The following is a 13,012-nucleotide window of genomic DNA, read 5'->3' on the forward strand; positions in this document are numbered from 1 at the left end:
CCCCCTCGGCCGGTGCCGGGCCCGGCGCCGGGTCGGGCAGGTCGCGCCCCACCGGCACCCCGGCCACCACCAGTTCGCGCCGGGCACCGAAGTTGGCCTGGACGAACGCGCCGACCGTGTACCGGTCGTCGCCGTACTCGACCACGCGGGAGGCGGTGCCCGAGCCGCCCTTGAAGCCGTAGCAGCGCATGCCCGTGCCGCCGCCGACGCACCCCTCCTCGACCGGGCCGGACGCCGCCGCCTCGATGGCCTCGGCCGCGTGCCGCGCCTCCACGGCCCGGCCGTGGATGTCGTTGAGGTGGCCGTCCCAGGTCTCCGTGACGACCGGCAGCAGCCATTCGGGGGCCATGCCACGGCAGTTGGCCCGGACCCACTCGACGACGCCGCGGTGCACCGGGCCGACCGCGTAGGTGTTGGTGATGACCACCGGGACGGCGAGCGAGCCGCTCTCCTCGATCCACGCGGTGCCGGTCATCTCCCCGTTGCCGTTGAAGGAGTGCCAGCCGGCCGCGCAGGGGGTGCCCACGCCGCCCCGGCCGCGCGGCAGCAGCGCGGTGACCCCGGTGCGCATGTCGTCGCCCTCCACCAGGGTGACGTAGCCGACCTCGACGCCGGGCACGTCCGTGATCGCGTTCCACGGCCCCGGACGGCCGGTCAGCTCGATGCCCAACTCGCGTGCGCGCACGCGCTCTTCGCTCAGGTGATCGTCGCTCATGCGGTCAGAGCGTACGGGAGCCCCCGTACGCGGGGTCCGCGATGGTGACGGCGGTCAGCAGCAGGCCCTGTTCGCAGAGCCAGCGGCCGTCGAGGCGGCCGGGGACCGTCGAGCCCGGCGGGCCGTCCGCCGTCCGCAGGTCGCCGACGAGGAGTTCGGCGGTGAAGCTGCCGTCCAGGCGGAGCTCGATGTCCGCCTCCTCGAACCCCAGCCACCGGCGGGTGAGCGGGAACCACGCCTTGTAGACGGCCTCCTTCGCGCAGAACAGCAGCCGGTCCCAGTGGATCGCGGGGTGTTCCAGGTCCAGTACGCGTCCGCGCCACCGCTCCGCCGCCAGTGCGATGCTCTCGTGCACATCGCCGGGGAGCGGGGCGTGTTCCTCGGCGTCGATGCCGATGCTCAGCACCTCCGCGCCACGGGCCACGGCGGCGGCGCGGTACCCGGTGCAGTGGGTGAGGCTGCCGACCGTCCCGGCGGGCCAGACCGGGGAGCCCCGCTCGCCCTTGAGGATCGGTACGGGGCCGACACCCAGCGCGCCCAGGGCCTGGCGGGCGCAGTGCCGGGTGGTGGTGAACTCCTTGCGCCGCTTCTCCACGAAGCCGCGGGTCAGCGCCTCTTCCTCGGGCAGGAGCACGGCGTCGGGAGGGTCGGAGAACGCCTCTGCCACCGCTGCCCCGGACGGCAGGATTTTCTCGATCATGGTCTCCCTCACCGGCTGGACTGCCCCATCCTGCCTGGTATCCCGGACACTCCCAACCGGTGGGTGACACCTGGGCCGGCCAATTCGGTGTTGCGTCGGCCACAGCGCGCCGTCAGCCGACCGGCACGGCCTCCCCCTCGTCCCGGGAACCGGCCGCCGGACGGGGCCAGTCGATCCGGGTGGCGCACAGCGAGACCAGGACCGCCGAGACGGCCACCGCGCCCATCCCCCAGACCAGGCCGCTGCCTTCGGCGATGAAACCGATCACCGCCGGACCGGCCAGCAGCCCCGTCGTGCCCATGGCCGCGACCAGGGCCAGCGCGTCCGTTCCCCGGCCCGCCGCCGCCACGTAGATGCACGGCGTCACCGCCGCGACGCCCAGCCCGACGCAGGCGAACCCGAGCAGTGCCGGAACGACGCCCCCGGCCAGCAGGGCGAGCGCGAGGCCCGCGCCGGCCACCACACTGCCGAGGCGGACGACGAGCCCGTCGCCCCAGCGGCTGCGCCAGCCGTCGGCGAAGAGCCGGGCCAGCACCATCATCACCGAGACCACCGCGATGCCCAGCGGCGCCACCTCCGAGCCCGCGCCGGCGACGTCCTTCATGTAGAGCGCGGACCAGTCGTTCATGGCGCCCTCGGTGACCGTGCCGAACACCATCGCCAGGCCCATCCAGACCGTCACCCGGGACGGCCGGACGAACGTGCGGCGGCCGCTCTTCCCCTCGGCCGGAGAGGGTTCCTCGACCGGGGAGGATTCCTCGGCCGGGGAGGATTCCTCGGCCGGGCGGCCCGTTTCCTCCGTCAGCAGGCCCGAGCGGGTCAGCGCGATCAGCAGGAGCAGCAGGGCGGCGGCGATGCCGAAGTGGGTCGCGAGGTCGGTGGTCGCCAGGTTCACCCCGGAGGCGAGGAGCGCGGCGAAGAGCGATCCGGCGCTGAACGTGGCGTGCAGCCTGGCCATCGCCGTGCGCTCGTAGGCGGCCTCCAGCGCGGCCCCCTGGGCGTTCATCGCGACGTTCAGGGCGCCCACCGCGACCCCGTCGCACGCGACGACGAGCAGGGCGACCGGGTAGTTGGGTGCCACGGACAGGGCGAGCAGGACCAGGCTCAGGCAGACCGCGGACGCCACCGCGAGACGCCGTGAGCCCAGGCGCCTCATCAGCACCGCCACGAGCGGGAAGGAGACGGCCGCGCCCGCCCCGCAGGCCATCAGCAGCAGTCCCAGCTCCGCCTCGGTCAGGTCCAGCCGCGCCTTGAGCGCGGGCAGCCGGGAGGCCCAGGTGGCGTACTGGAAGCCGAGGAAGCAGAACAGCGCCGCGATCGCGAGCAGCGCCCGGCGGAAGGGGTCACGAACACCGGACACGGGAAATCAGCCCACTTCGTTCTTGATCGGTGCCTGATGCGACGGTGCATCGGCCGGGTTCGTCCGGCCGCCGCGGACGTCCGGCACTGCCATGGACATGTACACCGCGTCGGTGCCGTACCCGGCCGGGGGTGCGACCTCCCGGTGGGGGCGGAATCCGTTCGCGGCCCAGAAGGTGTCGCTGCCGCCGACGGCGACCAGCGAGACCGTCCCGTAGCCCTTCGCGGCCGCCACCGTGGTGAGGCGGCGCAGCAGGGCCCGGCCGAGTCCGCGGCCGCGGAGGTCCTCGGCGACGACCAGGTCGTGCAGATGGAGGTTGCGGGAGTGGAAGACGATGCCCTCGCCCCGGCCGAGGTCCGGGTACGCGAACATCGGGTAGGGCAGGGCCAGCAGGTAGCCCGCGGTGCGGCTGCCGTGGTCCATCACGAAGCAGGTGGCCGGTGAGGCCGCCGCCCGGGACTCCAGGGCCGCCCGCCCCTCCGACAGCCCGGCGGCACCGTACGCGGCGGACTCCAGCGCCACCACGGCGTCCCAGTCGCCGTCGCGGACGGCTCGTACGGTTACGCGCACGTCGTGACCTCTCTGTTCATCTCTTCATCCCTGCTCGTGGTCGACGCAGAGGTACGGAAGCGGGTCGAATCCGTTGAACCCCTGCGTCATGTAGCCGGTGGCGTAGGCGCCGCTGGACAGGACCCAGACCGGGTCGCCGGAGGCGGCGGCACCGGGCACCGGGACCCTGTTGTGCTCGTGGGCGTAGGCGTCGTCGCTGTCACAGGTGGGGCCCGCGACCACGGCCGGGACGGTGTCCGCGCCAGGACGGGAGGGGAAGTGCAGCCGGTACTGCAACTGGTCCATCTCGTACAGGCCGTTGAACTTCCCGCAGCTGAGGTAGAGCCAGTGCTCGCGTTCGCCCTCGCGGTGGCGGGTGGAGAGCCGGGAGACGTGCGCCCGGATCGCGCCGTGGTCGGCGACGAGATGACGTCCCGGCTCCATGACGAAGTCCAGCGGGACCCGGGAGACGGCCCTCAGGTGCTCCATGCCCTCCCGGATCACCGCGAAGATCTTGTCGATCGGCGGGTCCAGCACGCCGCCCCGGCTGTCGAGGTAGCCGAACGCGGGCAGCCCGCCGCCGAGATTGATCCGGTCCGGGTGGATGCCGCGCCGGTTGAGGACCGCGAGCACGTCGGCGAGGCGGTCGGCGGCGTCCCGCCAGGCGTCCGCGGTCATCTGCTGCGAGCCGACGTGCACGGAGAGGCCGGACGGGGTCAGCCCGGCCCGCCGGGCCGCCTCCATGACACGCACCGCGTCGCCGCCGGAGCAGCCGAACTTCCGGCTGAGCCCCCACAGCGCCCCTTCGCCGCTGGTGGCGAGCCTGCAGAAGACCCGGGAGCCGGGGGCGTGCACGGCGATGGCCGCCACGTCCTCCGGGCTGTCGGTCGCGAACTCCCGTACGCCGAGGCGGTGGGCGGCGGCGATGTGCTCGTCGGACTTGATGGTGTTGCCGTAGTGGACGCGGTCGACGGGCACTCCGGTACGGAGGGCCTGCGCGATCTCGTTGGGGCTCGCCGCGTCGAAGCCCGAGCCCTTCGCCGCCAGCCGGCCGAGGACCTCGTCCACCGGGCAGGCCTTCATCGCGAAGCGCACGGCGATGCCGGGCAGTTCGCGCAGCAGGGTGTCGTACTGCGCCTCGATGCCCGCGAGGTCGAGGACGATCCGGTCGTCCCCGGCGGCTTCCAGCGCGGCGCGCAGCCGGGTGCTCGGAGGGGTGTTCAGAGGTGTGTTCAGGCGTGTCACGACGGGTGCCCGCCCGGTGCCGTGTCGGGGAGGCCGACGGCGCGGCTCGCCGTCATCAGCGGCTGCCAGACCTCGGTGAGCAGGGCGAAGTCCTCGATGTCGGCCCGTGCCTCGTCGAGGAGGCGCGGCCCTCGCGCCGCGAGGACGTCCGCGAACTCGGCGTAGCGGCCGCCCAGCCGGCGGTAGGAGCGGCCGAGCACGTCGAGCCGGTGCACGTTCTCCGCGCGGTCCGCCCCGGCGCTCCGGCGCGCCAGCTCGGCCACTGCCCCGGGCCGGACGCGGAACGCGTCGTCGAGCAGCGAGGCGCCCGCCGCCGCCATCCGGTCGTAGATGAGGTTGAAGTACAGCATCGACAGGAAGAACTTGGTCAGCCGCAGCTGGTAGGCCATGAAGCCGTCGTCGGTGCGGCGTTCGGGCGTGTAGTAGTTCACGATGTGGCGGTTGTGCAGGACGCCGGGCAGGGTGCCGTCGTACACCAGGTGCATGAGGAAGTAGTCGCTGCCGATGGTGTCGGTCGCGGGCGGCAGGGGAACCCGCTCGTACACCTCGTCCAGGAAGCTGATGTTGCACATGTCCACGCGCATCGGGTCGACATGGGCCAGTGCCGCGTGGTCCCCGGTGAACGGCTCGGTGCCCGCGCCGCGGAAGGACTCGTCGACCAGCTCCCGCTTGCGGTCCTCGGGCCAGTCGCGCGGGGCCCACAGGCTGACCACGTCGTGGTAGACGTCCGGGTCCGTGCGGAGGATGTCGCCGATGTCCACCGACAGCTCGCCCACGAACGAACCGCCCACCATCGCCACGGGCTTGGCCGCGTCGTCGGCTCCGAGCAGGTTCTCGTCCACCCCGTCCGCCGCCTCGGCCGCGGTCCGGCCCAGCGAGGCCAGTTCGTGGTGGATCGGGAAGACGGTTCGGCCGTCGAGGACCTGGTACCGGCTGTCGGAGTCCCGGCGGTGCACCGAACGGCAGCCGAGCGCGGCGGCGATCAGGAACGCGCGGTTGGTGCAGGCACCGTAGGACACCCCGGCCGGGAGCATGAGGTCGAGCATCAGCTCCGGCTCGGCGGCACCGGAGCGGTGGATCACCCGGCGCAGGAAGTCCCGCTGCCGGTCCTCGCCGAGGTGGTGCACGACCACGTTCCGGTGCTGCCGCACGGCCTCGGCGGCCCGCGCGTGCCCGGCGAGGACCGGCCCCGTCGTCGAGTCCAGGATCAGCAGGTGCGCCTCGACGCCGAAGCGGCCGACCGCGTACGCGGCCTCCTCGCCCATGGCGGTGATCGTGTCGGCGCAGGCCCTGTTGGTCGGCAGGGTCAGACAGATGCGGCGCATACCGGCTCCCCCGTCGGCCCCTGGGCAGTCCGCCCGGCGCCCGGCTCGGCGTTCTGCCCGGCACCCTGCCCGGAGAGCGGCTCGCGCCAGGACTTCAGGCCCAGCAGCCGTTCGCCGAGGCCGTTCAGCTCGGCGGTGCCGTACCGCAGGGATTCGTGCTTCGTGAGGTCGCCGACCAGCGTGCTGTTCCAGTCCGGCGTGCCGAGAGTGCGCCAGGACTCGATCCGCGAGCGGCGCAGCTCCTCGTGCGACTCCAGCGCGGGCATCATCGAGAGGTACTGCACCGCGCGCACCCCGTCCCGCGAGGTGTTGCGTGCCACGCCGTGCGCGAGCAGGCCGTTCCAGATCAGCAGGTCCCCGGCCCGCAGTTCGGGCCGGACCACGGGGAACTCCGCCCGGTCGACGTCCGGCCGGATCGGGTCGCGGTCCGCGGGCTGGCCGGCCCTCCACGGCTCGAAGCGCCGGAACAGCTCGGGCGAGCACTGGAAGCCGCCGAGCTCCGGCCGGGTGTCGTGGAGCGCGATGATGCCCTGGACGCGCTGCGGCGGCACCCCGAGCGAGGTGTCGACGTCCCAGTGCAGCTCGATGTCGAAGCCCTTGTCGGTCGGCGCGATGAGCGCGCGGTCACGGTTCCTGACGTTGGGCGGGTTGAGGTTGAGCCGGTCCAGCGTCACCCACAGCTCTTCGCAGTCCCACACGTCGACGAAGGCGTCGTAGACCCGCCGGGTCTGCCGGCTGTCCCAGATCAGCTGGTGGTGGTACGCCTCGACGAAGCCGTAGACGTGCAGTTCCCGGTCCAGGTCGTCGCGGAAGGGCCGGTCCTCGTACCAGGTCTCGGGGCGGGCCGGGTCGAGCCCCTGGAAGTCCCAGGTGAAGTCGAGCAGCCGGCGTGCCGCGTCGGCGGGTATCGCCTCCCTGACGACGACGTAGCCGTAGGTCTGCCAGAACGCGAAGTCCTCCTCGGACAGCACCCGGAGTTCCCGCGTCTTGCGGATCTCCCGCAGCGGTGTCCGCGCCAGGTACGCCTCACCGTCCGAGCTGAAGTACGGGCGGTCCGAAGGGGCTCGGTACAGATACGGATCGGGCGTCGGCAATGCAATCACTCCAGGATCGACGTTCATGGGCACCGGGGAACGACCGTGGGCACACCCGTCCTCGTCGACGGCCGCGGTGCGGGTGGGGAGGGCGTCAGGACCGGGCGGGAGCCGTGGCTCGGCTCCTGACGCCTCTCGGTCCCTCGGCAGGTGACCGGCTCACCGCCGGCACCACGGATCCGGCGCTGTGCCGGCCTCCGGCCGAGCCGTTCCGCACCTCGACTCTCCTGGAGCGCCGGACGGCGGACAAGCCTTTCGGTGTACGCCGAATCGCCCCGTCGCAGGTGAGAGGCGTCGCCGCACACCTTCCGGGAAGATCATTTGTTGGTGAGGCACTGCGTCAGTTCCAGGCCCGATCGGTTCAGTTCGTACAGGACGCGGGTGCCCGCCCGGTGGCGTTGCACCACGCCCGCCGAGACGAGGGCCGAGAGGTGCTGGGAGACCGTGCTGGCGGCCAGTCCGAGCTGGTCGGCCAGGGCGGAGGTGGTGATCGGCGCGGCCAGCTGGCGCACGACGGAGGCGCGTCCGCGGCCCAGCAGGATCGCCAGCCGGTCCTCGCGCGAGGGCCGCCCGCCGCCGCCCCGTTCCGGTTCGGTGCGCAGGAGCCCCGCCCCGCGCGCGGGGAAGGAGACCACGGTCCGCCCGCCGGCCACCGACCACCAGCACGTGCCGTCGGCGAACATCATCGGCACGGCGGTCACCCGGTCCGCGCCCTCGGTGCGCTCGTACGGGACGCGCAGGTCGCGCAGCAGTTCCGCGCCGCCGCCCATCGCCAGGGTGCGGGAGCGGAAGAGGATCTCCTCCTCCAGCGAGCGCGCCATCCCGGCCGCGCGCGGCTCGATCGCCGACCGCCAGAAGCGGGACAGCTCGGCGGCCAGCCGGCCGAGCTGCGCCCCGGGGTCGCGGACCAGGGCGGCGACCAGCGGATCGGCGAAGCCCTGCGGGTACTCCCGGGCCAGCTCGTCGCGGACGAGACCGGCCGACACCCGTGTCATGCCGTCGAGTTCGGCGGCGAGTCCCCTGGCCCGGGAGGTGGCACCCGCGGTCAGGAACGACGGGACGCGCCCCCGGTGCCGGGCGAGGCCCACCAGCGACCTCAGGCGCGGTGTGAGCAGTCCGTGCGCCTCCCGGGCCCAGGGGGCGTGCGGCCAGGGGACGTCGGGGCCGTACCGGACCAGCAGGGCGGCCGCGCCGAACGCCTGCCACGATTCGCACAGCGCGAGCCGCACATCGGAGGGATGGCACCGCATCAGCCCACCCGGCCGTCGGCCGAACGCGCCGGCACGACGGCGAGGACGGGTCCGTGACGCTCCAACCCCCTTGATCTGAACCGGAGTTCAGTGAACGAGGCGAGCACATCCACGGCAGAAGCATGCGACGGCTTGAACACGAACCCCGCCCATCCCTTGTGGTCCAGACCAATGCTGCTTGAGCTTTCGGCACCCGTCCGGCCACTGTCAAGGATCTCGTGACCCAGGTCACACGACCATCACGTACGGCGAGGTAACTCGTACGCGGCGTGGGTCATTGACGGCAGGGGCATGCCAATCAAGCCGCTCCGAGAGCACCCGCCCGGACGTCGCGGAACAGGCCTCCACCAGGCCGTTCGTCAGATGGAATGCGGGAGTCCGACAGCTTCCCCCCGCCGGTCCGTAACCCGCGTACGGTACGCCCCGGTCAGCCGGGGGGGCGGGTCGACGCGGCGCGCCGCGCGGCGTCGACGGCCTCCAGGACCTCGATCGGGCGCAGCAGGTCCGCGTAACCGATCGGCGGCCGTCCGGTGCGCGCCATCGTCAGGAAGGCTTCGAGGCCGGGTACGCAGTAGTCGGCGCCCGGCACGAGGGTCCGCTCGGCCATGTCCCGGCGGGTGAACGTCATGGCGTGGAAGGGGATCTGCTCCGTGGCGCCGGGCCGGACGAGGTTCACGACCACCCGGGTGGGGCCCGCGGTGAACGAGGCGACGGCCGTCGAGCCGGTGAGGTCGGTACGGACGGCCGAGAGCGGACCGGGGGCGAGCCGGAGCGCGATGTCCACCGCGTGGATGCCGTAGAAGAAGATCCCGCCGTGGGCGCCGTCCGGGTCGGCGGGCCCGGAGACGACGACCAGCTCCGGCGTCCCCGCCCGCGCCGAACGGGCCGCCAGCTCCTCGGTCCCCGGGTGCCAGCGCAGCGCCGAGGAGGAGGTCAGCGGGGCGTCGTGGGCGCGGGCGGCGTCGATCAGGGCGCGGGCGTCCGCCACGGTGCGGGCGAGCGGCTTGTCGACGAAGACCGGGAGGCCCGCGGTCAGGAAGGGCATCGCCCGGTCCCGGTGGCGGGCGCCGTCCCGGTCCGCGACGACGACGGCGTCCACCAGGCCCAGCAGGTCGGCGGGGGCCCCGACGACGTGCGCGATGCCCCCGGTGGCCGCCAGGGCGTCGTTGCGCGGGCCGCGCCCGCCGCTGAGGGCCACCACGCGCGCGTCGCCACCGGCCGCGTCGACGTTGAGGTGGCGGACGATCTGGTCGACGTGGCTGTTGTCGGTGCCGACGATCCCGATACGCATCCGGAGAGCTTCCCTTCGAGCCGGTGGGCCCGCGGGGCGCCCCCGGGGCCCCGCGCCGCTGCCGCCGATCCTCGCACGGCGGCGGGGGGTGCCCGTCGTCCGCCCGGGGGCGGTGGTGGTGGGCGGCAGCGGACGACAGGACCTCACCGGCGTCGCGTCAGACGAGCGCCTCCCAGTCGATGAGACCCTCCGCCAGGTCGCGCACGGCGGCGAGCAGGCCCAGCCGGTTCGCCCGCACCCGCGGGTCGTCGGCCATCACCAGGACGTCGTCGAAGAAGGTGTTCACCGCGTCGACCAGTTCGCCGGTCTCCGCGCTGAAGCGCACCAGCGAGCTCTCCCCGGCGAGGACGGCCCGGCTCTTGCTCAGCGCGTCGTGCAGGCCCTGCTCGGCGCGCTCCCAGAACAGCGTCCGGTCGTAGCCCGCCGTGACGTCGGCCGGGACGATGCGGCGGATGCGCTGGAAGGCGGCCAGCACGGTGGCGAACCGCTCGTCGCCGCGCAGGCTCTCCAGCTCCTCCAGGGTGCGCGCGGCCAGCAGCGGCTCGTCGGCCCGTACCAGCACGGCCCGTACGTCCACGGTGGCGTGTCCGGTCTCGATCAGCTGCTGCTCGAAGCGGCGCACCACGAACTGCTGGGTGCCGTCCACCGTCTCCCGGGACACCGGGACGGCCTGGTGCTCGGCGGCGATCGCCAGGCCCTGGCCGAGGGTGAGGCCGGCCAGGTCGCCCCGGCTGAGCAGGATGTTGACCACCCCGAGCGCGGAGCGGCGCAGCCCGAACGGGTCGGAGCTGCCCGAGGGCTCCGCGCCGATCGCGAAGAGTCCGGCCAGCAGGTCGAAGCGGTCCGCCAGTGCCAGCAGGGCACCCGGCAGCGTGCCGGGCAGCAGGTCGCCGGCGGAGCGGGGCAGCTCGTTCTCGAAGAGCGCCTGGGCCACCGCCTCGCCCTCCCCCGCCCGGTAGGCGTACTCGCGGGCCATGACGCCCGCGAGGCTGGACAGTTCGGTGACCATCTGGGAGCCGAGGTCGAACTTGGTGAGGGCGGCGGCGCGCTCCAGGGTCTCGCGGTCGGGGCCGGAGATCCCGATGCCCTCGCCCAGCCGGAGCGCGATGGCCGAGATGCGGTCGGCGCGGTCCGCCATGGAGCCGAGCCGCTCCTCGAAGGTGAGGAGGCGGATCTTCTCCTTCATGTCGGCCAGCGGGGTCTCCAGGTCCGCCTTCCAGAAGAAGGAGGCGTCCTCGTACCGGGCGCGGAGCACGGCCTCGTTGCCGTGCCGGACCACGTCGTGGTCGCAGCGGCCGTTGGCGACGGCGACGAAGTACGGCATCATCTCGCCGCGCGCGTCCACCACCGGCAGGTAGCGCTGGTGCTTGCGCATGACGGTGACGAGGATGTCGGCGGGCAGCGAGAGGTACTTGGCGTCGAAGCCGCCGAGGATCGGGGTCGGCGCCTCGACGAGGTTGGTGATCTCGTCGATGAGTCCGGTGTGCCGCTCCGTGTCGATGTAGCCGCCGACCTCGGCGGCGAGCCGGACCGCCCCGTCCACCACGAGCCGCCGGCGCTCGTCGGCGTCGGCGAGGATGTCGTGCCGCTCCAGGAAGGAGAGGTATCCGTCGGCCGTCGGCACCTCGACCACCGGCCGGGCCGCGTCGCGGTGCACCTGCGTCGTGCGGCCCGACTCCAGCGTGGACACGGAGAACGGGACGACCCGGTCGCCGAGGAGCGCCATGATCCACCGGATCGGGCGGGTGAACGCGAGCTTCGGGACGTTCCACCGCATGTTCTTCTCGGCGCGCAGCCCGGTCACGATCTCCGGGAGGAGGGCGGACAGCACCTCCTGGGCCGGACGGCCGACGACCTGGCGGGTGAGCGCGACGTGCTCGTTGTTGCCGAAGGTGACCGTGCCCAGCTCGGCCGGGTCGGCGCCGTTGCTCCGGGCGAAGCCCAGGGCCGCCTTGGTGGGGTTGCCCTCGGCGTCGAAGGCCGCGGAGACCTTCGGGCCGCGCACGGTCTGCTCGTAGTCCGTCTCGCGGGGCTCCACCCCGTCGACTACGGCCACGACGCGGCGCGGGCTCGCGAGGACGCGGATGGCGCCGTGGCCGAGCCGGGTGGCGGCCAGCTTCTCCGTCAGCGCCTCGCGCACCGCGCGCGAGGTCCGGGTGACCTCGGCCGGGGGCATCTCCTCGACGCCGATCTCCATCACCAGCGTGGCCGGACCCGCTTCGACGGGCGCGCCGGGCTCCTCGGCCGGGGCGGCGGGCTCGACGGCGACAGCCGACCCGACCGGGGCAACGTGCTCGTCCGGGGCAACGTGCTCAGCCGGGGCAACGTGCTCAGCCGGGGCAACGTGCTCAGCCGGGGCGGCGGACTCGGCAGGGGCGGCTGGTTCCGCCTCCGCGGGGGCCTGCTCCGGCTCCTGGCGCCGCTCCGGCTGCCGCTGCTCCTGCGGGGCGGCAGAGTCCGCGGCGGCGTCCTGGTTCGCGGCGGCGGAGGCCTTCAGCGCGGCGGCGGTCCCCGGGACGGTGCCCAGCGGGAAGCCCAGCTCCTCACGGCGGGCGACCCACAGCGCGGCCACCTCGTGGGCGAGCCCGCGCATCCGGGCGAAGGAACGCGCCCGCTCCGTGGTGGAGATGGCACCCCGCGCGTCGAGCACGTTGAAGGTGTGCGAGCACTTCAGCACGTACGAGTACGCGGGCACCGGCAGACGTGCGTCGAGCAGGCGGCGCGCCTCGCCCGCGTACGCCTCGAAGAGGGTCCGCTGGGTGTCCAGGTCGGCCTCGTCGAGGTAGTAGCGGCTCATCTCGTACTCGGCCTGGCCGAAGGCCTCGCCGTAGGTGACGCCGGGCCCGTACTGGAGGTCCTTGAAGTGGTTGACGCCCTGGAGCGCCATCAGGATGCGCTCGATGCCGTAGGTGATCTCCACGGACACCGGGTCCAGGGTGATGCCGCCCGCCTGCTGGAAGTAGGTGAACTGGGTGATCTCCAGCCCGTCCAGCCACACCTCCCAGCCCAGGCCCCAGGCGCCGAGCGCCGGGGAGGCCCAGTTGTCCTCGACGAAGCGGATGTCGTGCGCGTCGGTGTCGATGCCGAGGGCGCGGAGGCTGCCGAGGAAGAGCTCCTGGGCGTTGCCGGGCTCCGGCTTCAGGATGACCTGGTACTGGGTGTGCGTCTGGAGGCGGTTGGGGTTCTCGCCGTACCGCGAGTCGTCGGGCCGCACGCTCGGCTCCACGTACGCCACGCGCCAGGGCTCCGGACCCTGGACGCGCAGGAACGTGGAGGGGTTGAGCGTGCCCGCGCCGACCTCAGTGTTCATGGGCTGAACGTTCAGACACCCGTGATCGGTCCAGTACTTGTTCAGCACCTGGAGAGCTTCTTGCATCGTCAACACTGAGATCATTCCTTCACGGACGCGGCGCGGACTTCGGAGCACCTCCCAGCCGGAGCACAGGAGACCCTGGGTCCGGCGAGTCTACCGAGCGGGAAGGC

General features: G+C 73.2%; 10 protein-coding genes. All 10 read right to left on the reverse strand.

Annotation, left to right across the window (positions count from 1 at the left end; all coding sequences use genetic code 11):
• Positions 1 to 715: P1 family peptidase (locus ACFCV8_RS23110; RefSeq protein WP_376687312.1), on the reverse strand; the 715-nt coding region annotated here is incomplete at its 3' end.
• A 4-nt stretch (positions 716 to 719) separates the two neighbouring features.
• The gene (locus tag ACFCV8_RS23115; protein WP_376687313.1) at positions 720 to 1,415 is read right to left on the reverse strand and encodes a 4'-phosphopantetheinyl transferase; all 696 of its coding nucleotides are present in this window, start codon (positions 1,413 to 1,415) and stop codon (positions 720 to 722) included.
• A gap of 112 nt (positions 1,416 to 1,527) precedes the next feature.
• The gene (locus ACFCV8_RS23120; RefSeq protein WP_376687314.1) at positions 1,528 to 2,775 is read right to left on the reverse strand and encodes an MFS transporter; all 1,248 of its coding nucleotides are present in this window, start codon (positions 2,773 to 2,775) and stop codon (positions 1,528 to 1,530) included.
• A 6-nt stretch (positions 2,776 to 2,781) separates the two neighbouring features.
• Positions 2,782 to 3,345 (reverse strand): GNAT family N-acetyltransferase, encoded by a 564-nt coding sequence (locus tag ACFCV8_RS23125; protein ID WP_376687315.1) that lies wholly within the window; start codon positions 3,343 to 3,345, stop codon positions 2,782 to 2,784.
• Between the two features lie 24 nt (positions 3,346 to 3,369).
• Positions 3,370 to 4,560 carry a type III PLP-dependent enzyme gene (locus ACFCV8_RS23130; protein ID WP_376687331.1) on the reverse strand — a complete coding sequence of 397 codons (1,191 nt, stop codon included), beginning with the start codon at positions 4,558 to 4,560 and terminating at the stop codon, positions 3,370 to 3,372.
• Between the two features lie 5 nt (positions 4,561 to 4,565).
• Positions 4,566 to 5,894 carry a DUF6271 family protein gene (locus ACFCV8_RS23135; protein WP_376687316.1) on the reverse strand — a complete coding sequence of 443 codons (1,329 nt, stop codon included), beginning with the start codon at positions 5,892 to 5,894 and terminating at the stop codon, positions 4,566 to 4,568.
• Positions 5,876 to 7,015, reverse strand: a complete 1,140-nt coding sequence (locus ACFCV8_RS23140; protein WP_376687317.1) for a phytanoyl-CoA dioxygenase family protein — start codon at positions 7,013 to 7,015, stop codon at positions 5,876 to 5,878. Before ACFCV8_RS23140 ends, ACFCV8_RS23135 begins: the two co-directional genes overlap by 19 nt.
• A gap of 290 nt (positions 7,016 to 7,305) precedes the next feature.
• Entirely contained in the window at positions 7,306 to 8,238 is a 933-nt protein-coding gene (locus ACFCV8_RS23145) for an ArsR/SmtB family transcription factor (RefSeq protein WP_376687318.1), read from the reverse strand.
• Positions 8,239 to 8,665: 427 nt separating this feature from the next.
• Positions 8,666 to 9,529 (reverse strand): Gfo/Idh/MocA family protein, encoded by an 864-nt coding sequence (locus ACFCV8_RS23150; RefSeq protein WP_376687319.1) that lies wholly within the window; start codon positions 9,527 to 9,529, stop codon positions 8,666 to 8,668.
• Positions 9,530 to 9,686: 157 nt separating this feature from the next.
• Positions 9,687 to 12,923 (reverse strand): glycine--tRNA ligase subunit beta, encoded by a 3,237-nt coding sequence (gene glyS, locus ACFCV8_RS23155; protein WP_376687320.1) that lies wholly within the window; start codon positions 12,921 to 12,923, stop codon positions 9,687 to 9,689.
• Positions 12,924 to 13,012: the final 89 nt, after the last annotated feature.

The organism is Streptomyces sp. NPDC056347 (assembly GCF_042262625.1).
Lineage (GTDB): Bacteria > Actinomycetota > Actinomycetes > Streptomycetales > Streptomycetaceae > Streptomyces.